Here is a 23,328-nt window from a genome sequence, read left to right as displayed (position 1 = left end):
GCGGGCAAGGGTGCGGCCGCGAAGGGCAAGAAGAAGGCCACAGACCGCAGCGGCAAGCCCCTGGAGCTGGCCGTGGGCGATCGCGTCAACCACGATAAGTACGGCCTGGGCACCGTCAAGAGCGTCGACGGTGCGGGCAGCCACACCACCGTCATGATCGACTTCGGCAGCCGCGGCACCGTGCGCCTCATGCTCTTTGGTGGCGTGCCGATGGAGAAGCTCTAGGGGAGGGTGGCACCGCCCCTAGGGCGTGCTCTATAACAACCCCAGAGGGGTCTTCTAACTAACCCAGAGCGGTCGCTCTAACAAGCCCAGAGGGGTCGTATAACAAGAAGAAAAGCTCCCGACCCCGTGTGCAGCAGGGTGGGAGCTATTCGCGTCAGCGTCGAGCTAGATCTCGATGCCCAGGTCACGCAGCCACGGCACCGGGTCGATCGGGCCGGAGCCGTTCGGGTGGATCTCGAAGTGCAGGTGTGGGCCGGTGGAGAAGCCCTCGTTGCCCATGCCGGCGATCTTCTGGCCAGCGGTCACGCGGTCACCGACGGAGACGTCGATGGTGGCGATGTGGCCGTAGACGGTGATGTCACCATTGTCGTGCTTGACGCGCACCCAGTTGCCGAAACCGGAAGCCGGACCAGCGTCGATGACGGTGCCGTCCTTGACTGCGCGGATCGCGGTGCCGATGGCGTTCGCGATGTCCACGCCGTTGTGGTTGGTGCCCCAGCGAGCGCCGAAACCAGAGGTGAAGGAACCCTCGGCAGGCTTAGCAGCCTGCGGGGCGCGGGATGCGGCATCCGCGGCAGCGCGCTGCTTGGCGAACTCCAGAGCGGAGGAGAGCTGTGCGGACAGGTCCGCGGTGGCCTCCTGCAGCTGCGGGACCTCGAGGATGCGCGGGGCATCAGCCGCGGAGCTGCCCCCGGCCTCCTGGGCCAGGAAAGAGGAGTCAGCCGCCAGCTCGATGGAGCCATCAGCTGGGGTAGCGGAGTTTGCCTGCTGAGCGCCAGCGGTTGCGCCTGCGGCGCCAGCCGTGGATACGGCACCCGTTGCAACGGCGACCAATGCGAGACGGCGCTTGGCGCTGTTATCTACCTTGCGGTGCTGCCCAACGCGCCGGGTGCTGGAGGTCTTCTGCACGTTCCTTGCCCTTTCAAGCTCTGGAGACTGTGATCTACTCGCTGGTTTTTCGTAACCAGATCGTTATGAACGAGAGTTACTCTATTGTTTCCTTCCGTATCTTTCAACCAATATTGCGGGAATATAACAATGAGTGAACACTGTGGCTGGTGTGGTTAACGGGGGAATGGTGGGGAGGTGGATTGAAAGTGCAGATCAGGGTGCATTTTTGCGGGATGATGTGGCGCATTTTGGTCGTCGTTTTCGCGGGATACACCCAAAAGGGTGGGGAAAGTCACATTTTTCCGCCGATATTCCTGACTCATGCCCCCTCTCTGGATTCGACCAGGGCAACAGTCACGCGAGGCTCGCCCCGTCTTCGCCCGGAAACGCCGGAAAGCGCAGTGAATGTCACAGTGCGGTCAGGGGCAGGCACAATAGACACTGTGAGTAGACAAGCCGACAACCCCCGTTCCAGACCGCGCCGCAGTGCCGCCCGCCAGGCGGGACGCCGCCCGGCCGGCCCCCACCGGCGCCCACCGGCACGCCCGTCGTCTATTCAGGCCACCCCGGCCGGGCGCTCCCCGGCAGGTCACAGCTCCCAGGACCGCTTCCACCGCTCGGAACGCGGCGAGCGTACCGTCCCGCGCACCGGCCAGCGGCAGCAGCCGGGCAGGGGAGCGGGGCTGAAGCACCGTTGGGAATTGTGGCGCCCCCACATCAAACGCTTCCTGCCCACCCTGCTGGCTAACCACGGGGTCACGATCGCGATCGCCCTGACCTTCGCGGTGATCGTGGGCATCGGCGCGAAGTTCTCGATGGTGCCCAGCGTCCTCGCCAGCGTCTGGATGGTGGCCAACGCCGCCCCGCTGAAAATGCAGGGCGTGGAGCTGGGCTTCGTCCCACTGCTTCCCGCGATCGCCGTGATCCTCGGGCATTCCCGCCGCATCACGAAGGCGCTGGGGGACAAGGTCAGCGTCCGGGGTTTAAGGGTCTTCGCCACCCTCGGCATCGGCCTGCCGTTGGTGCTGACCTTCATCGCCTGGCTCATGCTCCTGGATGCCGGTCGCGTCTTCGACGTCCAGGCACCCCACCTGGGGCGGGCCCTGCTGAACACCTTCCTTGTTAATGGTCTTGCCGTGGCCATCGGCATGCGGGGGCGTATCTGGCGGGCCCTGTTGCTGCGCCGCCATTGGCCGACCTGGCCCGTGGAATCCGTCCGCCTGGGCCGGAACTTCCTGGGCTGGATGTGTGTCGCCGGCCTGCTGGGCGTGGTGATCGCCCTGATCGGCAACTGGTCCGCCTTCCGCGCGGCCTACGAGATCGCGCCGGGCTTCTGGCCTGGCGTGGGGCTGACCCTCCTGGCTCTGCTCTACCTGCCGAATGTCGTCATCGGCGCGGCAGCCATCCTGCTGGGTGGGGAGTACAACCTCGGCTTTGGCCTGTTCAGCCTCTTCAACATCACCAACGTCGAGCTGCCTCCGCTGCCGATCCTGGCGGCTGCGCCGAACGCGCCCATCCCGGGCGGGCCATTCCTCCTGGCGATCCCGGCGATCGTCGCCGTGGCCACCGTCTACCGCTTCGTGCGCCAGCGAAGCTACGTGGAGTCCCCGGTCTTCACGGGCCTGGGAGCGGGGGTTGCTGCCCTGGCGCTCGCCTTCATTGGCGCGTGGCTGGCGCGCGGCGTGCTGGGCACCGTCGGGACTACCGGGCCGCTGCCGTGGTTGGCCGCCGTCGAGGCGGGTGCCTGGCTGCTGCTGCCCGCCACCGTGCTGATGTGGTTCCTCGCCCGCGCCGGTGCCGCGGTCACCGAGGCGGTTCCGGCCGACCAGGTCGATCCTGCCGAGGACGGTGAGCACGAAGACGCTGAGCACGAGGAAGACGTCGCGGACTACGACGGCGAGGACGAGGACATCAACGATGACGGGGATGCTGCCAAAGACGACGTCGCCGAAGACGAAGATGTAGAGGACGCCACCGCCGACGACGGGGACGAGACCCCCGGTGAAGACGGCGCCGCCGACGCCGCAGCAGAAGACGAAGGGGGCGAAGAGGTCGACAACACGGGCGCCGACGTCGATGTCGACGACGAGACCGCCGCCGAAGAAGAAGACGAAGAAAACGACGAGACCGACAACGCAGACCTCGATGACGAGGGCGACGCCGACGGTGAAGTCGAGGAGAACGAGGAGAACTAATGAGCCAGAACTTCCACACCACACTGCCCGCGCCCCAGGGCCGGCCGCTGCGCATCGTCGCGCTGGCCTCTGGCTCCGGCACACTCGTCCAGGCCCTCATCGACAACCTGGACCCCGCGAAGGTTGAGCTGCTCGCCATCGGCGCGGATCGCGACTGCACCGCACTCGAGCGGGCCGAGAAGGCAGGCCTACCCAGCTTCAAGGTGGAGTACGTCCCGAAGGTCACCGACCGCGAGCAGTGGAACCGCGACCTCATTGCAGCGCTGGAGAGCTGGGGCGCCGACCTCATCGTCTCCGCCGGGTTTATGCGCATCATCGGCGCCGACGTCGTGAATCACTTCCCGGGCCGCATCATCAACACCCACCCCGCGCTGCTGCCCTCCTTCCCGGGCGCGCAGGCGGTCGTGGATGCCATCGAATACGGCGTGAAAGTCACCGGCTCGACCGTGCACGTGGTGGACGCCGGGGTTGATTCCGGCCCGATCGTGGCACAGGAAGCGGTAAACGTGCACCCAAGCGATAAAGTGGAGACGTTGCACGAAAAAATTAAGCACGTGGAGCGGCGTTTGATCGTGCAGGTCCTGCACGAGATCGCAGGAAACGGACTCACCATCGAGGGACGAAAGGCCCAGATCAGCAGCAATGACTGAACTTTCGAATTCTAAGAACCCAGCGCAGGCAACCGGCGAGCGCAAGCCCATCCGCCGCGCCCTGGTCAGCGTGTACGACAAGACCGGCCTGGAGGAGCTCGCGCAGGGCTTGCACGCCGCCGGGGTGGAGATCGTCTCCACCGGCTCGACTGCCAAGAAGATCGCTGATGCCGGCGTGCCCGTCATCGAGGTCGAGCAGCTCACCGGCTTCCCCGAGGTCCTCGAGGGCCGCGTGAAGACCCTGCACCCGCGCGTGCACTCCGGCATCCTCGCCGACACCCGCAAGCAGGACCACCTTGACCAGCTCAAGGAGCTGGAGATCGAGCCCTTCGAGCTGGTGGTCGTGAACCTCTACCCGTTCACCCAGACCGTCGCCTCCGGGGCCTCCTACGACGAGGTCATCGAGCAGATCGACATCGGCGGCCCGTCGATGGTGCGCGCCGCCGCGAAGAACCACGCCTCCGTCGGCGTGGTCGTGGACCCGAACAGCTACGACCAGGTCGTCGCCGCCGCGAAGGAGGGTGGCTTCACCCTCGCGCAGCGCACCGAGCTGGCCATGAAGGCCTTCCAGCACACCGCCTCCTACGACGTCGCGGTGGCCAGCTGGCTGACCGCCCAGGTCGGCAAGGATGACGAGCAGTTCCCGGCGTGGTCCGGCGCCTCCTACGAGAAGGCCCACGACCTGCGCTACGGCGAGAACCCGCACCAGAAGGCCGCGGTTTACACCGCGCCGGGCGAGGAGCCGGGCCTGGCGCAGGCCGAGCAGTTCCACGGCAAGGAGATGTCCTACAACAACTACACGGACGCCGACGCCGCGTGGCGCGCCGCCTGGGACCACGAGCGCCCGGCCGTCGCGATCATCAAGCACGCCAACCCGTGTGGCATCGCTGTGTCCGAGGAGTCCATCGCTGCCGCTCACCGCGCCGCGCACGCCTGTGACCCGATGTCCGCCTTCGGCGGCGTCATCGCCGTCAACCGCCCGGTCAGCGTGGAGATGGCCAAGCAGGTTGCGGAGATCTTCACCGAGGTCATCGTCGCCCCGGATTACGAGGATGGCGCGGTTGAGATCCTGAGCCAGAAGAAGAACATCCGCATCCTCAAGGCCGCCGCCCCGACCCGTGCTGCCATTGAGTCTCGCGCGATCTCCGGTGGGCTGCTGCTGCAGGAGCGCGACGTCATCGACGCCAACGGCGACGCCCCGGCCAATTGGACCCTGGCTGCCGGCGAGCCGGCCGACGAGGCCACCCTCGCCGAGCTGGAATTCGCATGGCGCTCCGTGCGCGCGGTGAAGTCCAACGCCATCCTGCTCGCCGCCGACGGTGCGACCGTGGGCGTGGGCATGGGCCAGGTCAACCGTGTGGACGCTGCGAAGCTTGCCGTCGAGCGAGCAAACACCCTGTCCGACGGTGCCGAGCGCGCTAAGGGCGCGGTCGCCGCGTCCGACGCCTTCTTCCCATTCGCTGATGGCTTCGAGGTGCTCGCCAACGCTGGCGTGCGCGCCGTGGTCCAGCCGGGTGGTTCCGTCCGCGACGCCGAGGTCATCGAGGCCGCCACGAAGGCCGGCGTGACGATGTACCTCACCGGGGAGCGCCACTTCTCGCACTAACAGCAAGAGTGTGAACGCTTAGTGAGGGGCCGAGCAGCAGAAACGCTGCCCGGCCTTTTTCTATCTCTCAGGACCCAGACGCGGTGGGGCCACCTATGAGATGATGATCACATCATAAATAGCTCGCCCAGCCGACAACGGGAGGTTTTCAACCCATGCCACTGAACCCGCAGCCACAGGACGTCGTCATCGTCGGCGCCGCCCGCACCCCGCAAGGCCGCCTGCTCGGCGCGCTGTCCCGCAAGACCGCCGTGGACCTCGGCGCCGCCACCATCTCCGCGGTACTCGAGAGGTCCGGCGTGGGCACCGAGCCGGTGGACTACGTCCTCATGGGGCAGGTCGTGCAGGCCGCCGCCGGGCAGAACCCCGCCAAGCAGGCAGCCATCGCCGCGGGCCTGGGGATGCACGTCCCGGCCATGACCGTCAACAAGGTCTGCCTCTCCGGCCTGGACGCCGTCATCAGCGCCGCACGCATGATCAAGGCCGGGGACGCCACCGTCGTCGTCGCCGGTGGTCAGGAGTCCATGTCCAACGCCCCGCACCTCGCCGCAGGCGTGCGCGCCGGCAAGGGCTTCGGGGGCCTGAAGCTGGACGATGCCCTCGAGCGCGACGGGCTGACCGACCCGGTCCAGGGCACCGCCATGGGCGTGGAGACCGACGAGAACGCCGAGGCAGCCGGCCTGAACCGCGAAGAGCAGGACCGCATCGCCGCGCTGTCCCACCAGCGTGCCGAGCGCGCGATCGCCGAGGGCACCTTCGACGATGAGATCGTCCCCATCGAGGTTGCCACCCGCAAGGAGACCATCACCGTCTCCCAGGATGAGGGTGTGCGCCCGGGAACCACCGAGGAGGGCCTGGCCAAGCTGCGCCCGGCGTTCCGCAAGGAGGGCACCATCACCGCCGGTTCCTCCTCTCAGATCTCCGACGGCGCGGCTGCCGTGGTGCTGACCACCCGCGAGAATGCCGAGGCCAAGGGCTGGAACATCCTCGCTACCGTCGGCGCGGCCGGGCAGACCGCAGGCCCGGACACCTCGCTGCTCTCCCAGCCCTCCCAGGCAGTGACGGCCGCCCTGGCCAAGGCCGGCTGGGAGACCGGGGACCTGGACTTCCTGGAGATCAACGAGGCCTTTGGCGCGGTCGTCGCCCAGTCCCTCAAGGACCTGGACTACCCGCTGGAGAAGACCAACATCCACGGCGGTGGCATCTCGCTGGGCCACCCGATCGGCTGCTCCGGGGCCCGCGTCCTCGTGACCGCAGCCCACGAGCTCAACCGCCGCGGCAGCGGCAAGGCAGCCGTCTCCCTGTGCGGTGGTGGCGGCCAGGGCGATGCGCTGCTGATCTGGAAGTAACGCCTTAGTGGGGGCTGGGCTGGTATCGGCCAGCCCAGGGGAGGGGAGCCCGCCCAGCTAACCCAAGCTAGCCCAGGAAGAGCACGATCCCTGCCATGATCGGCAGGGAGATCGCCGTGGACACCACCCCGGTGTCCCGGGCCAGCACCTGCTGAGTCTGGAAGCGCTGCGCATAGGTGAACACGTTCTGCCCCGTCGGCAGCGCCCCCATCAGCACCATCGCCAGCAGCAGCTCCCCGCTCGCACCGAAGACCAGCGTGCCGACCAAGAAGGCGAGCGTGGGGTGCAGCACCGTCTTCAACAGGGAAGCCACGAGCACCGACTTGCGCGGGCTGATCCCCGGCTGCAGCACCTTAACCTCGGCCATGGACATGCCGAAGACCACCAGCGCCACGGCGACCATGGACTGGGCGATCAGATCGATCGGGTCCGCGATCAGCGCCGGCAGTTCGAAGCCGAAGCGGGTGTTCATCCAGGCCAGGATCATGCCGACAAAAGCCGAAATCAGCAGGGGAGACTTAAACAGCGCCGAGGCCACCGCCGGCGCCAGCCGGGGACGCGATGCGTCCGACTGCGCACCCGAGCCGCGTTCCTCGGCGATATCCAGCAACAGCACCGCGGTGGGGGCGTAGAGACCCACCTGGAAGAGGATCACCGGCAGCGTGAGCGTCGGGTCGTCTAGCAGATAGGTGGCCAGCGGGATGCCCAGGTTGGAGCCATTGCAGTAGCTGGCTGCGAGCATCCCGATGAGGGATTCCTTGGCGGTGCGGCGGGCGATCCAGTAGAAGAGCGCGAAGCTCGTGAATCCGGTCAGCAGACTGCTGATCGCCACCACCGCGAGGTTGGGGCCGAAGATCTGCCCGAGATCCGCATGGCTCATGAAACGCAGCAGGGTGGCGGGCAGTGCGATCCAGAACACGTACATGTTCAGCGGATAGAGAGCCTTGGGGCCCAGGAGCTGCGTGCGGCCAATGACGTAGCCGAGCCCGATGATGAGGACGACGACGCCGAAGCCGGTGAGCACATTGAGCATGGCTCCTATTGAACCACCCGCCCGCCCCGGAGCGACCGCGAGGGGTGTGGCCAAGCAAGGGGAGGCGGGTGGGCGGACGGTGAGTGGGCACAAGAAACCCCGCCGGGCTGCTGCCACGGCGGGGAATTCGGAGGGGAGTGGGGGGCTTAGAGCGCCTTCACCACGTAGGCCTTGGCCCACTTATCCGTGTGGGACTGGTTGTACGGGTCACGGGAGATGCCCACGGCGTAGACAATCATGTAGATGAATCCGAGGAAGGGCAGGATGCTCAACAGCCCCTGGATGAGGTAGAAGCTATTGCGCTTCAGGGATTGGCCAAAACTAAGCTGCCCACCCTCGAAGTTCACCACTCGCTGGCCGGTGGCCAGCTTGCCCAGGGAGCCCTTCATGCCGCTGGACTCCATCGCCGCGCGGTAGACGAACCACAGCACGAAGGAGAGCAGTGAGGCGATCCCAACGCCCATCGGCATGTCGACATTGATGCCGTTGGCGGTGTTAAGGAACCAGTCGACGATCTCCTGCTGGGAGGACAGCATCAGGAAAATTGGTGCGCTGGCAACGTTGACCACGATTCCGTCGATGATGAGGCTCAGCAGGCGAATCCATGGGCCCGGACGAGACGGCGCCAGGGGAGCGGTGCCCACCGAGGCCTCGTAGTCCGGCATGCTGGGGAAACCACCGGCGGCAGCGGAGCGCTCATCGCCCATCGGCACGCCGTAGCTATCGGCCCCATAGCCCTGGCTGGCAGGGGAGTCGTTAAACGCGTCCCCCGCGTCGGGCTGGGTGTACCCGCTACCATAAGACCCGTCACCAGAAGCAGCCCCGTTGTATCCACTATTCGGCGTCGATCCGCCGTAGCCACCGTTGTCCGGGGTTCCTCCGTGATAGGGATTGTTGTCATAGGGGTTCGTCATCACAGGGCCTTTCGCTCATCGTTTAGCCCCCGCGTCGGTGTGTGCGTGAAGGGCATTGTCCACGAATATAGTTACCCACTATCCAGGCTGCACGGCTGCACCCTCGGAAGTGCACGGGGGAGCCCCTAAAGAAACGCGAGAAGTTTACGCCCGCGTTCGCCCGGGTCTAGAGTGAAAAGGCGTAAAACAGCCACGCAACGGTGCTCCGCGGGCCGGTGCGCCCAGCGCTGCTAAGGCTTTGAAAGGAACAAGCTACGCCCATGACCCACCGAATCGGTTTCGACCGCGAGAAGTACATCCAGCTCCAGTCCGAGCACATCAACGAGCGGCGCGAGCAGATCGGTGGGAAGCTCTACCTCGAAATGGGCGGCAAGCTCTTCGACGATTATCACGCCTCCCGCGTCTTGCCCGGCTTCACGCCAGATAACAAGATCGCGATGCTGGAGAACATCAAGGAAGACGTCGAGATCGTCGTCTGCCTCAACGCCCGCGATCTGGAGCGTGGCAAGGTCCGCGCCGACCTCTCCATTCCGTACGAGGAGGACGCCCTCCGCCTCGTTGACGTCTTCCGCGACCGCGGTTTCCTGGTCAACAACGTGGTGCTGACCCAGCTGGAAGACAGCAACCACATGGCCGTCGCCTTCGCCGAGCGCCTGGAACGCCTCGGCCTTAACGTCGCCCGCCACCGGGTAATCCCCGGCTACCCGACGAACACGGAGCTCGTGGTCTCCGACGGTGGCTTCGGACTTAACGACTACGTGGAAACCTCCCGCGACCTCGTCGTCGTCACCGCACCCGGGCCAGGGTCCGGCAAGCTTGCCACCTGCCTCTCGCAGGTCTACCACGAGTTCCGCCGCGGGGTCCCCGCCGGCTACGCGAAGTTCGAGACCTTCCCGATCTGGAACCTCCCGCTGGAGCACCCGGTCAACCTCGCCTACGAGGCCGCGACCGCGGACCTGGACGACATCAACGTCATCGACCCCTTCCACCTGCAGGCCTACGGCACGCAGGCGACGAGCTACAACCGCGACGTCGAGGTCTTCCCACTGCTAAAAACCTTGCTGGAGAAGCTCTACGGGCACTCGCCGTATCAGTCGCCGACGGACATGGGCGTGAACATGGTGGGCAAGTGCATCTCTGACGACGAGCTGTGCCGCGAGGCCGCGAAGCAGGAGATCGTGCGCCGCTACTACAAGGCGCTCGTCGAGGAGCGCCGGGAGGATACGGACGATACCGTCTCCTCGCGCGTGGCGATCGTCATGAGCAAGGTCGGTGCGAGCATCAAGGACCGCCGCGTCGTGGCCGCCGCCAATGAGGTGGAGGAGCGCACCGGCCAGCCGGGCAGCGCCCTGGAGCTAGCGGATGGCACGATTATCACCGGCAAGACCAGCGAGCTGCTGGGCTGCTCCGCGGCGATGCTGCTCAATGCGCTGAAGCACCTCGCGGGCCTGGACGACGAGATCCACCTGCTCTCGCCGAAGTCCATCGAGCCGATCCAGACACTCAAGGTCGACCACCTGGGCTCCCAGAACCCGCGCCTGCACACCGACGAGGTGCTCATCGCCCTCTCCGTGTCCGCCGCCGAATCCGAGGACGCCCGGGCCGCGCTGAAGCAGCTGAAGAACCTCGCGGGCTGCGACGTCCACACCACCACGATCCTGGGCTCGGTGGACGAGGGCATCTTCCGCAACCTCGGAGTGCTGGTGACCTCCGAGCCGAAGTACTGGCGCAAGGCCCTCTACCGCAAGCGCTAAGCACTAGCTGATGTTGATGCCGGAAGTGCCCTCCGGGCCCTTCCTTTGCGTTCCTGACCCAATAGCATAGTCAGCGAAAAGAAGACCCGCCCTGGCATAAAGCCTGGGCGGGTCTTCTTTGTCTACGTAACGTCTACCTGCCGGTTCTTAACGGCTGTTGAAAGGCAGGAGAGCCATCTCGCGGGCATTCTTGATCGCGGTAGCAACCTCACGCTGCTGCTGCGGGGTCAGGCCCGTGACGCGGCGAGAGCGGATCTTGCCACGGTCGGAGATGAACTTACGCAGGAGAGCGTAGTTCTTGTAGTCAACCTGCTCGATGCCTTCGGCCTTGAGCGGGTTCTTCTTGGGGCGGCGGGACTGCTCCATCCGCGCCCGCTTCATGTTGTTGCGCTTCATTTAAAGAGCCTCCCTAATTACCAGCTGGACTTACGAACGCCCGGCAGCTCACCGCGGTGAGCCATCTCGCGGACGCGGACACGGGACAGGCCGAACTTGCGGAGGTAGCCACGTGGGCGACCGTCGGCGGCGTCACGGTTGCGGACGCGAACAGGGGAGGCGTCGCGCGGCTGACGGTTCAGCTCGAACTGTGCCTCGATGCGATCCTCGTCGCTGGTGTTCGGGTTCTTGATGATCTTCTTGAGCTCAGCGCGACGCTCCGCATAGCGGGCGACGATTTCCTTGCGCTGCTCGTTCTTCGCGATCATGGACTTCTTAGCCATAAATTATCGCTCCTCGCGGAATTCGACGTGCTTGCGGGCAACCGGGTCGTACTTCTTCAGAGTGATGCGATCCGGGTTGTTGCGCTTGTTCTTACGGGTGACATAGGTGTAACCGGTGCCAGCCGTGGACTTGAGCTTGATGATTGGACGAATATCGTTACGAGCCATTTTTAGATCTTCTCCCCACGAGCGCGAATCTTGGCAACGACGGACTCGATGCCATCACGGTCAATGGTCTTCAGGCCCTTCGGAGAGACCGTCAACGTGATCGTGCGGCCCTCAGAAGGCAGGTAGAACTTGCGACGCTGAACATTCGGGTTCCAGCGGCGGCTCGTGTGTCGGTGAGAGTGGGAAACCTGCTTGCCGAAACCCGGCTTGCGGCCCGTCACCTGGCAATATGCCGACATGGGTTTTCTCCTTCCACCATGCACAACACAACGAAAAATGCAGGCTCCCCGGTGGGTAGACAGTCCGCTAGGAAGCGCGAAATACGCTGTATGCACGGTGATGACGTTTACATAGACAACAGCAGAGGACGATTATACAGCTCAGGTGGAAAAGCGCCTAATCTTGTCCAGTCGGGACTGGTGCTTGTGCGGCGCCCGGTCAATTATGTCCACCGGTCGAAATGCGATAGACTTTTGCGGTCGTACGTGCTGCCATCGTGGCATCTCGAACGTGAAGACAATGTTTCGCCCCGACTCGGGCACGACCCGCGCTGTCATGTGTGGGACCGACCCGATGTGATCAACCTAAGGGAAGAAGTATGAAGAAGGATATCCACCCGGATTACCACCCAGTGGTATTCAAGGATTCTGCTACCGGTAAGCAGTTCCTGACCCGCTCCACCGCCACCTCTGACCGCACGGTCGAGTGGGAGGATGGCAACGAGTACCCGCTGATCGTCGTCGACATCACCAGCGAGTCCCACCCGTTCTGGACCGGCGCACAGCGCGTCATGGACACCGCAGGTCGCGTCGAGAAGTTCCAGCGCCGCTACGGTGGCATGGCTCGCCGCAAGAAGAAGACCCAGTAAGGCTCGAGGAGGGTAGAAGAAAATGGCAGTACCAAAGTTTAAGAAGTCCCGCGCCAACACCCGCGCCCGCCGTTCCCAGTGGAAGGCGGATAACGTCGATCTTCAGACTCAGAAGATCAACGGCCAGGAGGTGCAGATCCCTCGCCGCCTGGTGAAGGCTGCTCAGCTCGGCCTGATCGACCTGGACTAGTTCCGGTCAGCCGGTTTTACCGGCCCAATGCCCGCACCTGGATCGCAGGTCGCGGGCATTTTTTCTGCCGCCGCACAACCGGGGAAGTACCTAAAACTTGCGTTCGAGATGTAGAAGAATCCTAACCTGCGGGTGCAAGCAACCTAAACAGGTGCTGAGCTTTAACACAAACCCGCGCCGAGAGGGCACAATAGCTATATGAAGATTCTCGTTGTGGACGATGACCCGGCTGTACGTGAGTCGCTGCGCCGTTCCCTGATTTTCAATGGGTACGCCGTCGTGCTCGCCGCGGACGGGGAGGAAGCGCTGGATAAAGTTCAGTCCGAGCGTCCCGACATGGCGATCCTCGACGTCATGATGCCGAAGCTCGACGGGCTCGAAGTGTGCCGCGAGCTGCGTTCCCAGGGCGATGACATCCCAATCCTCCTGCTCACGGCCCGCGACTCCGTCTCGGAGCGCGTCGCCGGGCTGGATGCCGGCGCGGACGACTACCTCACCAAGCCCTTTGCGCTCGAGGAGCTTCTGGCTCGCACCCGCTCCCTCGTCCGTCGCGCCGCACGCCCGGCGGCGGTGGACACCCAGCAGACCGAGATCCTGAAGTTCGAGGACCTCGAACTAGATCCCGCGACCCGCGACGTCACGCGCGGCAGCCGCCAGATCAGCCTGACCCGCACCGAGTTCGCGCTGCTGGAGCTGCTGCTGCGAAACCCCCGCAAGGTGCTCTCTCGCACGACGATCCTCGAGGACGTGTGGGGCTATGACTTCCCGACCTCCGGCAATGCCCTGGAGGTCTACATCGGCTACCTGCGTCGCAAGACCGAGGCCGACGGCGAGCCACGCCTGATCCAGACGGTTCGCGGCGTGGGCTACGTCCTGCGCGAGACTGCCCCATGAGTTTGAGGCGGCTCTCCCCGGAACCCCGGGGTCGTGCCTCCCGCTCGGCGACGGGGGAGCGCACCGCGGGCGAGAATGTCGACCACGGCATGCTCCTCGAACCGGAACGTGCCGCCGAGCTGACCAAACGCCCCCGGTGGCGCCGCTTTTTGGACGGCACGCTGGGCAGCATCAAACAGCGGTTGACCATCCTGGCCTCCCTGGTCATCATCTTCTCGATCGCCACCGTTACCTTCGCGGCCTACGCCACGGTGTCCCAGATTTTGTGGCGCACCAGCGATAGCCTGCTGCGCTCCCAGGCGCAGAGCATCATCGAGATGCCACCCGAGAAGATCCCAGGTGGTGTTCAGGAGGAGAATTACGAGCCGGCCTTCGAGCGCATCTCGAACACCCTAAGTTTTATTGTCGTGCCCGAGACCTATACCGGAATCGCCGCGCCCGTCGCGAAGTTCGAACCCGTCCTGGAGGACGCCGAGATCTCGGTCATCCGGGGCGAGCACCCACATTCTTACCGCTCCGATGGCGACGACCGTTACTTTGCAGTCGCCGCACCCGACGGCCGCGTCGTCGTCCTCGTTTCTGACGCCTCGTCGACGCAGCGGGCGTTGGATTCGCTGGCGCTCATCCTGACCATGATCGGTATCTGCGGGGCGCTCGGCGCGATCGTGCTGGTCACCGCCGTGGTGAGCACGGGACTGCGACCCATCGACCGCCTCCGGCGGGCCACGGACCGAGTGACGGAGACGGATGAGCTTCGTCAGCTCGTTGTTTTCTCCAATGACGAGGTCGGCACCCTCACCCAGTCCTTCAACAACATGATGCTGGCCCTGCAGACCTCCCGAGAAAAGCAGAAGGAGCTCGTGGCAGATGCCTCCCACGAGCTGAAGACGCCGCTGACCTCCCTGCGGACCAATATCGAGCTGTTGCTGCTCGCGACGCGCGAGGACTCCCCGGGTATTTCCGAGGCGGACCGCCGGGAGATCGAACGTGATGTGCTCAGCCAGTTGGACGAGATGAGTGCGCTGATTAAGGACCTGGTGGACCTCGCCCGTGAGGATGGTCCCGTCCTCAGCGACCAGGAGGTCGACCTCAACGACTGCATTCGCGTTGGTGTGGCGAAGGTGCAGCGGCGCCGCCCGGACGTCATTTTTGAGATCCGCGCCGAACCCTGGGTCGCCCAGGGGGATCCGCTCAGCCTGAAGCGGGCGCTGCTAAACCTGCTGGACAACGCAGCTAAGTGGTCTCCGCAGGGCGGCACCGTGCGAGTGTGGATGCAACCCATCCCGCCGGCGGCCTCGGGTCTTCCTGCCGGGGCGCAGGGCGGTGAGGGATACGAGGAGGCTGTGGAAATTCGAGTCGCAGACTCGGGGCCGGGTATCCCAACCAATGACCGGGCAAAGGTCTTCGATCGCTTCTACCGCTCGATCAGTTCTCGCTCGATGCCGGGTTCTGGCCTGGGGCTTTCCATCGTGAAGCAGGCTGTGGTGAATCACGGCGGGGCGATCATCGCTGATGAATCTGACGACGGTGGCGCGCTGATGCGGGTTGTGTTGCCCGCCCGCCGTGGAACTCCCAGCGAAAAATAGGGCTGCGTCCCAGTATTTTTTAGAAGGGAAGTGGAGGATGGTTCCTATGGATAAAAATGGTGAGAATCTGAATAGCGGTAACGGTGTCGGCGGCAATGGCGCCAGCGGTGGCGGGGGAGAGCATTATCCGCAGGCGTCGGACTTTGGGCCATTCGGGCACAATGGCAACACCCGCCGCGGCGAGGCTGGGGCGCAGTATGGCCCCGGGGGCTGGGCGGGCGAGGCTCAGGACAGTCAGCGTGCCCAGTGGGGCCAGTCGCACACCGGCTATACCCAGACCCATCAGACCCAGACTCACCAGGCCCAGGCCAGCCAGGGCGCGCAGGTTCCACAGCGCCCGCAGGCGCTGCCGCACGAACCGGGCTACCCGCCCCAGGCAGGGCCAGGCGAGCCGGGCGAGGGCCCGCTGAACGCGCCGCCGAAGGAGAAGAAGCGCTGGTCCACCGGTGCGGTCGCGGCCCTCATGGTGGGTGCGGTGGTTCTCGCCTCCGGCACGACCTTCGCCCTGACCTCCATGCAGGGAACCAACAGCACCCGCTCCGTGAACACCCTCGACTCTGCGCCTACCGGCAACGAAGACACCAGCAGTAGCCGACTGGAGGAGTCCGGGACCATCGCCCAGGTCGCGGATAAGGTCACCCGCTCGGTGGTGCAGATCCAAGTGCAGACCGCCCGTGGCGGGGAGGAGGGGTCCGGATCCATCTTCACCAACGACGGGATGATCCTCACCAATAACCACGTCGTCGGTGCCGCCGCCAAGGGTGGTGCGAAGATGCAGGTGATCACCGCCGATGGTCGCGTGCTGCCAGCTAAGTTCATCGCCGCTGACCCGCAGACCGATATCGCCGTCATCAAGGCGGAAGGCGCCGATAACCTGCAACCCATGGCGATGGGGGACTCCAACGCCATCAATGTTGGCGAGACGGTCGCCGCGATCGGCTCCCCGCTGGGCCTGAACTCCACCGTGACCTCCGGCATCGTCTCCGCCAAGGACCGCCCCGTCCAGGCAGCCGGCGAGGACGGCGGCGAGGGCTCCCTCATCGACGCCATCCAGACCGACGCCGCCATCAACCCCGGAAACTCCGGCGGCGCGCTCGTGAACCTCAAGGGCGAGCTCGTGGGCATCCCCACCGTCATCGCGACCCTGGGTGGAGGGGGTACCTCCGGCTCCATCGGCCTGGGCTTCGCCATCCCGTCCAACCAGGCGGTGCGCATCGCCAAGCAGCTGATCGATAACGGCAAGGCCGCCCACCCGATGATCGGCGCGCAGATCAACACCGCCAGCCGCTACGTGGGAGCCGAGGTCATGGAAGTTAGCCCCGGCAGCCCCGCAGAAAAGGCTGGTTTGAAGAAGGGGGACGTGGTGCGCAAGGTCGACGACCGACTCATCGACACCGGCGTGGGGCTCATCGCCGCCATCCGTTCCCACGAAGTCGGGGACACCGTGAAGCTCACCGTCCTGCCTGGGGGACGTGGACCGGAAAAGCAGCTCGACGTCACCCTCGGCACCGAGCCCGAAACCCAGGAGTAGACACGCACGGGGGAGGGGTGAAAATAAAACCTCATTAGGGGTTTTAAAAATCCTCTCCCGCGTTAAAGTTAAAGCGACCCACCTGCCGTGAAGGAGTAAAAGCGTTGACGCTAAACCGGAATGAAGCCCACGAGCTCGGTGTCCGAAACCCGATCGTGGACGACATCGACCACAGTCAGCTAGACCGGCTGGACGCCGCCATTCCGGAGCCAGACGATAGCTTCCTCCACAGCCTTGACCAGAGCCTCGATGCGCAGGCCGCCGCCAAGCGCGCAGCCGCCGAGGCCGTGCCCACCCGCCACGCGCTTGTCGTGCTGATCGGGGAGGACCGCGCTGGCCAGGGCGGCAGTGGCGAGCTCGTTGCCGAACTGCTCGCAGAGGACCGCTTCATCGTCGATGCGGTTGTCAACGTCGCCGAGCGCAAGAGCGAGATCCGCCACGCCATCGAAACCGGCGTGGTGGGCGGCGCAGACCTCGTCATCACCATCGGCGGTACCGGCTTCGGTCCCCGTGACCGCGCCCCCGAGGCCACCCGCAAGCTGCTGGATCGCCGCATCCCGGGCATCGCGGAGGCGATCCGCAGCTCCGGGCTGGCCGCCAATAACAAGGATGCCGCTCTCTCCCGTGGCCTCGCCGGCATCTCCGGGTCCACCGTGGTCGTGAACATCGCCGGCAGCCGAGGCGCAATTCGCGACGGCATGGCCACGCTCGGCCCGCTGGTCAACCACGTGCTCGACGAGCTCGGCGTCTAAATGGCCCGCCGCGCACCACGCGGGCTCGCCAGCCTTGCTAAGGCCCGCAGCGCCCGGAACGCCGCCGGGCGGGTGAAAGATCCCAAGGCCGCGGGGCGGGGCGTCGGTAAAGAAAAGAACCCGGCCGAGCACGGCGGGTTCGATAAAGAGTTCTGGATAGAACAACGCCCGCCCCACTGGGGGCGGGCGAAGAACTAGTTCGACGAGCGTAGAGCTGGAATACGGCTGAGCGAATTGCTCAGGGGGACTTACTCAGCGTGACGGCCGGTCGGATCGTCGTCGTTAGCGACGGACGGGTCGACCTTCTTGGTGGAGACACCGTTCTGCTGCTGCAGCAGGTCGCGGATCTCGGCCAGCAGCTCGGTCTCGGTTGCAGCTGCCTCCTCGGTGGAGATGCCCTTGCGGCGAGCGTTCATCTCGGCCAGCTTGTTCATCGGCATGATGAGGATGAAGTAGACCACGGCCGCGATGATCAGGAAGTTGATCGCAGCGGTGATGACGGCGCCGAAGTCAATGAAGGTGGCCGGGTTGCCCTCGCGGATGTGGAAGCCCAGGCCGAACTCCGGGGAGCCGCCCAGCGCAGCGATCAGCGGGTTGACGATCTTGTCAGTGAAAGCGGTGACGATAGCGGTGAACGCGGAACCGACAACGACGGCCACTGCGAGCTCAACCACGTTGCCGCGCATCAGGAATTCCTTGAATCCAGACAGCATGAAAAATCCCCTTCTTAAAAGTATAAAAGACTGAATTTATTATACCGATGAGCTGGGAAAATGATAGACCCCGTTCGGGGTGATTCCGGTGGCGACCGCGAGGTCGTGCGGGGCTGCGGGAACGCAAACACGCAGCTCCGGGTCGTCCACCACGGCCCAGATCGCTTGCAACCGGGGTGCAGGGAACGGTGTGCCGACCCCCGGGATCGTGACCGGATTCACAGCCGGAGCCACGGTGGGGGCGGCGTTGGCGTTTGATACCTCCACATTCTCGGACGGATGCGAGGCATCGCCCGCCACGAAGTCGGCGAGCGTGCGGTCGTAGAATCCGCCGCCCTGGCCCAGCCGGGTGCCGTCAGAGCCCAGGGCGAGGGCGGGAAGGACGGCGACGTCCGCGTTATCGACCAGTTCTCCTAGGTTTTCGCCCGTGGGCTCCAGGATCCCCATCGAGTTCGCCACCAGGCCCGCCGCGCCAGTGAACGTCCGCCATTCCAACCGGCGTGGGTGGTGCTTAACGACCGGCAGGATCACCTCATAGCCCGCATCCCGCAGGGCTTGCGGCAGGTCTGCGCCTCCGGGCTCGCCCGGCAGCGCGCTGAACGCGGCCACTACCGGCCGGGAGCCGGGGAACCGCTGTTCCAGAGCTGCCACCAGATGGTGTTGGATGGCGCGGTCGCGCTGGGCGCGCTCCGCTGCCGGAACCTGCTTGCGGGTGTATCGGATTTCGGCGCGCAGATCAGCCTTCGCAGCGCGGGTTTCTTCGGGGTTGTGGGGCATGGTCTCCTTCGCTGCTTTTTGCTCTCTATTCGGGTGGGGTGGCGGTGGCGGAATTCTCAACGGATCTTTTCCGGCCCGCACCGGGTGTAAGTCCAGCATTTTGGCCTAGCTGGGCGGTACGATGCACCTCATGACTTCCAATGAGCTTCGCACAGTTGTGGTCCCCGCCGCAGGACTGGGGACGCGCTTCCTGCCTGCGACGAAGACGGTGCCCAAGGAATTGCTCCCCGTGGTCGACACTCCCGGGATCGAGCTTATCGCCAAGGAGGCCGCCCAGGCTGGTGCTGAGCGCCTGGCGATCATCACCGCCCCGAAGAAGCAGGGCATCATGGCCCACTTCCGCACTGATGCTGAACTCGAGGCCACCCTCGAAGCTCGCGGTAAGGAGGACCAGCTCGCGAAGGTTCGCGCCACCGACGGCCTGATCGACGTGGCCGCCATCGAGCAGCCGGAGCCGCTCGGCCTTGGTCATGCCATCGGCCTGGCCGAATCTCACCTCGCTGAGGACGAGGAGTGCTTCGCCGTCATGCTGCCGGATGACCTCGTCCTGCCTTACGGGATCATGGAGACCATGCTGGAGGTGCGCCAGCGCTATGGTGGCTCCGTCCTGTGTGCAGTCGAGGTGCCGGAGGAGGACGTCTCCAAGTACGGTGTCTTCGATATCGCCGCCGACTCCGATGACCCGCAGGTCAAGAAGGTCAACGGCATGGTCGAGAAGCCGGACCTCGAAGACGCCCCGTCGAACTTCGCGGCCACCGGCCGCTACCTGCTGGACCGGCAGGTCTTCGAGGCCCTGTCCCGCACCAAGCCGGGCAAGGGTGGGGAAATCCAGATCACCGATGCCATCGAGCTGATGATCTCCGAGGGGCACCCGGTGCACATCGTCGTCCACCAGGGCAAGCGCCACGACCTCGGCAACCCAGGCGGCTACATCCGCGCGTGCGTGGACATGGCTCTCGAGGATGAGACCTACGGGGAGTCCCTGAAGCAGTGGCTCGAGCAGCGACTCGGGGAGTAGCCCCATGCGCAGCGTTGAGGAACAGCTAGCGATCATCTCCGCGGCGGCGGTCACGCCGGAACCGGTGCGCATCTCCATTTCTGAGGCGCTCGGTCTGCGCTGCGCGGAGCAGATCGAGGGGGACCGGGCGGTACCCGGCTTCAACCAGGCCGCCATCGACGGCTACGCGGTGCGCGCCGTGGACGTCCGCGAGCCCGCCGACGGCGAGCTGCCCACCCTCCCGGTCGTCGGTGAGGTCACCGCAGGTTCGAGCCGTCCCGTTCGGCTGCAGCCGCGCCAGACCGTGCGCGTCCACGCCGGGGCGCCGATCCCGACGCTCGCCGATGCTGTTCTTCCGCTTGACTGGGTGGAGGTCGACGGCCGCCACGTGGAACCGCTACGCACCGTGAACTCGGGGGAGTTCGTCCACCGCCTCGGTTCCGACGTCCAGCCGGGCGACGTCGTCGTCGAGCAGGGCGCAGTGCTCGGCGCGGCCCAGGTGGGCTTGCTCGCAGCCATCGGCCGCTCCAAGGTGCTGGTCTACCCACGCCCGCGACTGAGCGTGCTCGCCTTCGGCCCCGAGCTCGTCGACATCGACCGCGACCCGGGCCTGGGGCAGATCCACGACGCCAACTCCTACGCCCTAGCTGCCGCCGCCAAGGAGGCAGGCGCTGAAGCGCACCGCATGGGAATCCTCGCTGGCGAGCCCCGCCGCATCAAGGAGGTTCTCGAAGCCCAGTTGATGCGCAGCGAGGTGCTCGTCATCACCGGCGCGATCGGTGGGGAAGGCAGCGACCAGCTGCGCGAGATCCTGGGCGAGCTTGGGCCGATGGAAACCACCCGCATTGCGATGCACCCGGGCTCCATCCTTGGCTTCGGCACCCTCGGCGCCGACCAGGTGCCGACCTTCCTGCTGCCGGCCAACCCCTCCGCAGCGCTCGTGGCCTTCGAAGTGCTGGTCCGCCCGCTGATCCAGATCATCCGCGGCCAGCGCCAGGCCACCCGCAGGGTGGTTCGGGCCCGCACCATCGCCGCGATCGACTCGGCGCCGCGTCGCCGCGGCTTCATCCGCGGCCAGCTGATGCGCGACCGGGAGACCCGCGAGTTTCTCGTGGACCCGCTCGGCGCGGTCGGCGGCGGGGAACCGACCCACCTGCTCGGCAGCTATGGCCAGGCCAACTGCCTGATTACCGTGCCTGCGGAAGAGACGCACGTCGCGCCGGGGCAGTTCGTCGACGTCCTCTTCCTGACCAACCGCTCCTAGCCGCGGGGAACTCACCGGGGAGCGGCGGACGTGGAGCTCGATAGGCGCCTGGCCAGGGGCAACGGGGCGCGGTGGCGGGTGCCTACCGTGTGGTTGCCGCAGGCGCGCCAGCGACCGGGCGCCGTTGCTGACTCCGCCACGGAGTTGCCGGTGCGCCTGCGGGAGCTGCGCCGCTCCGACGGTGCGGCCTGGCGCGCCTTCCGCATCGCCGATGAACACCTCCTGCGCCCCGTCGAGCCGACCGTGGCCACCTCCTGGGAGGAGGCGCACTCGCCGAAAATGTGGCGCCGGACCTACCGGGGACTCAAGTTCGCGGAGCGTCAGGGGGTAGCGATGTCGCTGGCGATCGAGGTAGCCGGCGAGTTTGCGGGCCAGCTCACGCTCGGCAACATGCAATACGGCACGATCGGTAATTGCTGGATCGGCTACTGGGTGTATTCCCGCTGGCAGGGCCGTGGGGTGGCTACCGCCGCCGTCGCCTTGGGTACCGACCTGGCGATGCTGGGGCTTGGCCTGCACCGGGTGGAGGCCACCGTCATGGAGGACAACCCCGCCTCCCGCCGCGTGCTGGAGAACACCGGGTACCGGGTCGAGGGGCGGCTGCAGCGCAACCTACACATCGACGGGCAGTGGACGGACCACCTGCTGGTCGCCCAGACAGTCGAGGAGCTCGGCCCCGGAATCACCCATCGGCTCGCGAACCAGGGACGTTTCCGGGTCGACTAGGCCTCAGGCAAAACTTCCGCGTTTTGGCTCGCCGCGCGGCGTGGCAGGAAGCGAAGCACCCAGGTTGCCGATACCTTGGAAGGTATTGTTGCTGGCCTTGCCGCCATCCTCCGGCAGGGCTAGTTCACCCGCTGGGTACACCCCAGAGGTCCAAACCGCTGTCTAGCTTTTAGGAGCATAAGTGTCCGGCTCCCTTCTGTTGATCCTCGCAGTATGGCTGCTGCTGATGGCGCCGTTGTTGCTGCGCAAGCAGTCTCCGGTGCGCCGCACGTCGCGGGGCATGTCCGAGACCCGAATTCTGCACGAAGGCGGTGCCAAGCGTTCCCGCCGTCCGCGCCGTCTGCTTCCCGCTGAGGGGCACTACATGTCCTCGGATGAGGACGTGGACGCGGACATCGATTTCGTCGAGGCGGAACCGGAGTACGTCCTTTTCGATGAGGACGTCGACGCCCGCGACGAGGAGCGTTCCAGCGAACATGCCGACATCGCCGATGGCGTGGAGACAGTGGACGCAGAGGTCGACGAGGACCACACCGACGTCGCCGAGGACGCCGCGGACGAGACCACCAACCTGGAGACCCTGGAGGGCGAGATCGTCGACGCCGACGCCGAGGACCTGGACGGCGAGGAGCACGTGGCGGACGCCCAGCGTCGCACCGTCCCGGCCGAGGTGCCGGCCATGAGCACCGAGTCCGTCACGGTCGACGCGGAGCTGGCCGACGACGCAGCAGACACGATGGCTCACGAGGACGCGAAGCACGAGGACGCCGGTGCGGACACGCCGGCGACCCTGCGCGTGGCCGAGGCGGAGCAGGCAGACACTGCGGACGCGGACACCGAGGACGCATTGGAGGAGCAGCCAGCGCTGCGTAACATCCCGACCGCCTACTTCCGCGGCGGGGACCTGCACGTGGACGCAGGGGTCTGTGAGGAGGACGAGGCTGCCGAGGCCGAGTCGCCGCTGGCCGAGGCCGAGGAGGAGAGCTTCGAGCTGTCCGAGGAGGACATGGAATTCATCGCCTCCCGCCGGGGCCGTGGAGTCTACGACCCGGTCGCATCCCAGCAGCTCTACAATCGCCGCCTGCAGCGCCGCAAGCAGGTGCTCGGCGTGCTCGCCGGGCTGACCGCGATCGCCCTGATCGCCAGCCTCATCGTCGGTGGCAAGCTGTGGATCGCTTTCCTCGTGACGGCTGCGCTCACCGGCGTGTACCTGTTCAACCTGCGCCGCCAGGCGATCGAGGAGGCCAAGCTGCGCCGTCGCCGTCTCGCACGGATGCGCCGCGCTCGCCTGGGTGTGCGCAACCTGGAGGACGCCGAGCTCGGCGTTCCGGACCGTCTGCTGCGGCCGGGCGCGATCGTCGTCGAAACGGACGAAGCGGACCCGGAGCTGGAGAACCTGGCCTACGCCAACGGCGGGGACTTCTTCGACGACGGCTTCGACGACTACCCGGGCGAGGACGCGGACCTGGACTACTGGGACGGTCCGCACGACCGCACCCACATCCGCGCGGTCTAAGGCGTACGCG

The 23,328-nt window shown here is 65.8% G+C and carries 25 protein-coding genes; 16 read left to right on the top strand and 9 right to left on the bottom strand.

Annotation, left to right across the window (positions count from 1 at the left end; all coding sequences use genetic code 11):
- Positions 1-225 (top strand): hypothetical protein (locus tag QP413_RS03995; protein ID WP_284780719.1); only part of this gene is annotated, 225 nt, incomplete at its 5' end.
- A gap of 165 nt (positions 226-390) precedes the next feature.
- Here the strand turns inward: QP413_RS03995 and QP413_RS03990 are convergent.
- Positions 391-1,134, bottom strand: a complete 744-nt coding sequence (locus QP413_RS03990; protein ID WP_284780717.1) for a M23 family metallopeptidase — start codon at positions 1,132-1,134, stop codon at positions 391-393.
- Positions 1,135-1,559: 425 nt separating this feature from the next.
- Here QP413_RS03990 and QP413_RS03985 point away from each other — a divergent pair, with 425 nt between their 5' ends.
- The 4 genes from QP413_RS03985 (at position 1,560) to QP413_RS03970 (ending at position 6,916) form a co-directional block, all read left to right on the top strand.
- A complete protein-coding gene (locus QP413_RS03985) occupies positions 1,560-3,311 on the top strand; it encodes a DUF6350 family protein (RefSeq protein WP_284780715.1) in 1,752 nt (583 codons plus the stop codon).
- On the top strand, positions 3,311-3,961 hold the full coding sequence (purN, locus tag QP413_RS03980; RefSeq protein ID WP_284780714.1) for a phosphoribosylglycinamide formyltransferase: 651 nt from the start codon (positions 3,311-3,313) through the stop codon (positions 3,959-3,961). Before QP413_RS03985 ends, purN begins: the two co-directional genes overlap by 1 nt.
- Complete coding sequence (gene purH, locus QP413_RS03975; RefSeq protein ID WP_148812328.1) at positions 3,954-5,567, top strand: bifunctional phosphoribosylaminoimidazolecarboxamide formyltransferase/IMP cyclohydrolase; 1,614 nt, start codon at positions 3,954-3,956, stop codon at positions 5,565-5,567. The genes purN and purH overlap by 8 nt, the downstream gene beginning before the upstream one ends.
- 155 nt (positions 5,568-5,722) lie before the next feature.
- Positions 5,723-6,916, top strand: coding sequence for an acetyl-CoA C-acetyltransferase (locus QP413_RS03970; RefSeq protein ID WP_284780712.1), 1,194 nt, complete (start codon positions 5,723-5,725; stop codon positions 6,914-6,916).
- A 67-nt stretch (positions 6,917-6,983) separates the two neighbouring features.
- On the opposite strand, the gene QP413_RS03965 is transcribed toward QP413_RS03970, so the two are convergent.
- A complete protein-coding gene (locus QP413_RS03965) occupies positions 6,984-7,958 on the bottom strand; it encodes an AEC family transporter (RefSeq protein ID WP_148813067.1) in 975 nt (324 codons plus the stop codon).
- A 137-nt stretch (positions 7,959-8,095) separates the two neighbouring features.
- Complete coding sequence (locus tag QP413_RS03960) at positions 8,096-8,863, bottom strand: RDD family protein (RefSeq protein ID WP_284780711.1); 768 nt, start codon at positions 8,861-8,863, stop codon at positions 8,096-8,098.
- 260 nt (positions 8,864-9,123) lie between these two features.
- On the opposite strand from QP413_RS03960, the gene QP413_RS03955 reads away from it, so the two are divergent.
- Positions 9,124-10,617: a DUF1846 domain-containing protein gene (locus tag QP413_RS03955; RefSeq protein ID WP_284780709.1), complete on the top strand. Its 1,494-nt coding sequence runs from the start codon at positions 9,124-9,126 to the stop codon at positions 10,615-10,617.
- Positions 10,618-10,764: 147 nt separating this feature from the next.
- Here the strand turns inward: QP413_RS03955 and rpsR are convergent, their stop codons facing one another.
- The 4 genes from rpsR to rpmB are packed head-to-tail and all read right to left on the bottom strand — an operon-like array spanning position 10,765 to position 11,743.
- Complete coding sequence (gene rpsR / locus QP413_RS03950) at positions 10,765-11,013, bottom strand: 30S ribosomal protein S18 (protein WP_012359791.1); 249 nt, start codon at positions 11,011-11,013, stop codon at positions 10,765-10,767.
- Between the two features lie 17 nt (positions 11,014-11,030).
- Complete coding sequence (rpsN, locus tag QP413_RS03945; protein WP_012359792.1) at positions 11,031-11,336, bottom strand: 30S ribosomal protein S14; 306 nt, start codon at positions 11,334-11,336, stop codon at positions 11,031-11,033.
- A 3-nt stretch (positions 11,337-11,339) separates the two neighbouring features.
- Positions 11,340-11,504: a 50S ribosomal protein L33 gene (gene rpmG / locus QP413_RS03940; RefSeq protein WP_012359793.1), complete on the bottom strand. Its 165-nt coding sequence runs from the start codon at positions 11,502-11,504 to the stop codon at positions 11,340-11,342.
- Positions 11,505-11,506: 2 nt separating this feature from the next.
- Entirely contained in the window at positions 11,507-11,743 is a 237-nt protein-coding gene (gene rpmB / locus QP413_RS03935; RefSeq protein ID WP_012359794.1) for a 50S ribosomal protein L28, read from the bottom strand.
- Between the two features lie 359 nt (positions 11,744-12,102).
- Between rpmB and QP413_RS03930 the strand changes: the two genes are divergently transcribed.
- The 6 genes from QP413_RS03930 (at position 12,103) to QP413_RS03905 (ending at position 17,325) form a co-directional block, all read left to right on the top strand.
- Positions 12,103-12,372, top strand: a complete 270-nt coding sequence (locus QP413_RS03930) for a type B 50S ribosomal protein L31 (protein ID WP_012359795.1) — start codon at positions 12,103-12,105, stop codon at positions 12,370-12,372.
- A 22-nt stretch (positions 12,373-12,394) separates the two neighbouring features.
- Complete coding sequence (rpmF, locus tag QP413_RS03925) at positions 12,395-12,562, top strand: 50S ribosomal protein L32 (protein WP_015381369.1); 168 nt, start codon at positions 12,395-12,397, stop codon at positions 12,560-12,562.
- Between the two features lie 198 nt (positions 12,563-12,760).
- Positions 12,761-13,456: a response regulator transcription factor gene (locus QP413_RS03920; protein ID WP_015381370.1), complete on the top strand. Its 696-nt coding sequence runs from the start codon at positions 12,761-12,763 to the stop codon at positions 13,454-13,456.
- Positions 13,453-15,042, top strand: a complete 1,590-nt coding sequence (locus QP413_RS03915) for a HAMP domain-containing sensor histidine kinase (protein ID WP_284780708.1) — start codon at positions 13,453-13,455, stop codon at positions 15,040-15,042. Before QP413_RS03920 ends, QP413_RS03915 begins: the two co-directional genes overlap by 4 nt.
- A 46-nt stretch (positions 15,043-15,088) precedes the next feature.
- Positions 15,089-16,573: a trypsin-like peptidase domain-containing protein gene (locus QP413_RS03910; RefSeq protein WP_336620842.1), complete on the top strand. Its 1,485-nt coding sequence runs from the start codon at positions 15,089-15,091 to the stop codon at positions 16,571-16,573.
- A 104-nt stretch (positions 16,574-16,677) separates the two neighbouring features.
- On the top strand, positions 16,678-17,325 hold the full coding sequence (locus QP413_RS03905; protein ID WP_070758653.1) for a molybdenum cofactor biosynthesis protein B: 648 nt from the start codon (positions 16,678-16,680) through the stop codon (positions 17,323-17,325).
- Positions 17,326-17,573: 248 nt separating this feature from the next.
- On the opposite strand, the gene mscL is transcribed toward QP413_RS03905, so the two are convergent.
- Positions 17,574-18,038: a large conductance mechanosensitive channel protein MscL gene (gene mscL, locus QP413_RS03900; RefSeq protein WP_070758652.1), complete on the bottom strand. Its 465-nt coding sequence runs from the start codon at positions 18,036-18,038 to the stop codon at positions 17,574-17,576.
- A 39-nt stretch (positions 18,039-18,077) separates the two neighbouring features.
- On the bottom strand, positions 18,078-18,815 hold the full coding sequence (locus QP413_RS03895; RefSeq protein ID WP_070758651.1) for a 5-formyltetrahydrofolate cyclo-ligase: 738 nt from the start codon (positions 18,813-18,815) through the stop codon (positions 18,078-18,080).
- A 130-nt stretch (positions 18,816-18,945) separates the two neighbouring features.
- Here QP413_RS03895 and QP413_RS03890 point away from each other — a divergent pair, with 130 nt between their 5' ends.
- From QP413_RS03890 to glpR, 4 genes are all read left to right on the top strand, one after another.
- Complete coding sequence (locus tag QP413_RS03890) at positions 18,946-19,833, top strand: UTP--glucose-1-phosphate uridylyltransferase (protein WP_210398571.1); 888 nt, start codon at positions 18,946-18,948, stop codon at positions 19,831-19,833.
- 4 nt (positions 19,834-19,837) lie between these two features.
- Positions 19,838-21,076: a gephyrin-like molybdotransferase Glp gene (gene glp, locus QP413_RS03885; RefSeq protein WP_070758649.1), complete on the top strand. Its 1,239-nt coding sequence runs from the start codon at positions 19,838-19,840 to the stop codon at positions 21,074-21,076.
- 30 nt (positions 21,077-21,106) lie between these two features.
- Positions 21,107-21,802 carry a GNAT family N-acetyltransferase gene (locus QP413_RS03880; protein WP_070758648.1) on the top strand — a complete coding sequence of 232 codons (696 nt, stop codon included), beginning with the start codon at positions 21,107-21,109 and terminating at the stop codon, positions 21,800-21,802.
- Positions 21,803-21,983: 181 nt separating this feature from the next.
- A complete protein-coding gene (gene glpR / locus QP413_RS03875) occupies positions 21,984-23,318 on the top strand; it encodes a gephyrin-like molybdotransferase receptor GlpR (RefSeq protein ID WP_070758647.1) in 1,335 nt (444 codons plus the stop codon).
- Positions 23,319-23,328: the final 10 nt, after the last annotated feature.

This window comes from Corynebacterium sp. UMB4614, assembly GCF_030217065.1.
Lineage (GTDB): Bacteria > Actinomycetota > Actinomycetes > Mycobacteriales > Mycobacteriaceae > Corynebacterium.
The sequence above is the reverse complement of the archived record's forward strand: the minus strand, read 5'-3'. Positions and strand labels throughout refer to the sequence as shown.

Excerpts from the sequence above, each read along its gene's own strand:
- purN (WP_284780714.1), top strand. The coding sequence starts at position 3,311 with ATGAGCCAGAACTTCCACACCACACTGCCCGCGCCCCAGGGCCGGCCG.
- purH (WP_148812328.1), top strand. The coding sequence starts at position 3,954 with ATGACTGAACTTTCGAATTCTAAGAACCCAGCGCAGGCAACCGGCGAG.
- QP413_RS03970 (WP_284780712.1), top strand. The coding sequence starts at position 5,723 with ATGCCACTGAACCCGCAGCCACAGGACGTCGTCATCGTCGGCGCCGCC.
- QP413_RS03960 (WP_284780711.1), bottom strand. The coding sequence starts at position 8,863 with ATGACGAACCCCTATGACAACAATCCCTATCACGGAGGAACCCCGGAC.
- QP413_RS03955 (WP_284780709.1), top strand. The coding sequence starts at position 9,124 with ATGACCCACCGAATCGGTTTCGACCGCGAGAAGTACATCCAGCTCCAG.
- rpsR (WP_012359791.1), bottom strand. The coding sequence starts at position 11,013 with ATGAAGCGCAACAACATGAAGCGGGCGCGGATGGAGCAGTCCCGCCGC.
- rpsN (WP_012359792.1), bottom strand. The coding sequence starts at position 11,336 with ATGGCTAAGAAGTCCATGATCGCGAAGAACGAGCAGCGCAAGGAAATC.
- rpmG (WP_012359793.1), bottom strand. The coding sequence starts at position 11,504 with ATGGCTCGTAACGATATTCGTCCAATCATCAAGCTCAAGTCCACGGCT.
- rpmB (WP_012359794.1), bottom strand. The coding sequence starts at position 11,743 with ATGTCGGCATATTGCCAGGTGACGGGCCGCAAGCCGGGTTTCGGCAAG.
- QP413_RS03930 (WP_012359795.1), top strand. The coding sequence starts at position 12,103 with ATGAAGAAGGATATCCACCCGGATTACCACCCAGTGGTATTCAAGGAT.
- rpmF (WP_015381369.1), top strand. The coding sequence starts at position 12,395 with ATGGCAGTACCAAAGTTTAAGAAGTCCCGCGCCAACACCCGCGCCCGC.
- QP413_RS03920 (WP_015381370.1), top strand. The coding sequence starts at position 12,761 with ATGAAGATTCTCGTTGTGGACGATGACCCGGCTGTACGTGAGTCGCTG.
- QP413_RS03915 (WP_284780708.1), top strand. The coding sequence starts at position 13,453 with ATGAGTTTGAGGCGGCTCTCCCCGGAACCCCGGGGTCGTGCCTCCCGC.
- QP413_RS03910 (WP_336620842.1), top strand. The coding sequence starts at position 15,089 with ATGGATAAAAATGGTGAGAATCTGAATAGCGGTAACGGTGTCGGCGGC.
- mscL (WP_070758652.1), bottom strand. The coding sequence starts at position 18,038 with ATGCTGTCTGGATTCAAGGAATTCCTGATGCGCGGCAACGTGGTTGAG.
- QP413_RS03895 (WP_070758651.1), bottom strand. The coding sequence starts at position 18,815 with ATGCCCCACAACCCCGAAGAAACCCGCGCTGCGAAGGCTGATCTGCGC.
- QP413_RS03890 (WP_210398571.1), top strand. The coding sequence starts at position 18,946 with ATGACTTCCAATGAGCTTCGCACAGTTGTGGTCCCCGCCGCAGGACTG.
- glp (WP_070758649.1), top strand. The coding sequence starts at position 19,838 with ATGCGCAGCGTTGAGGAACAGCTAGCGATCATCTCCGCGGCGGCGGTC.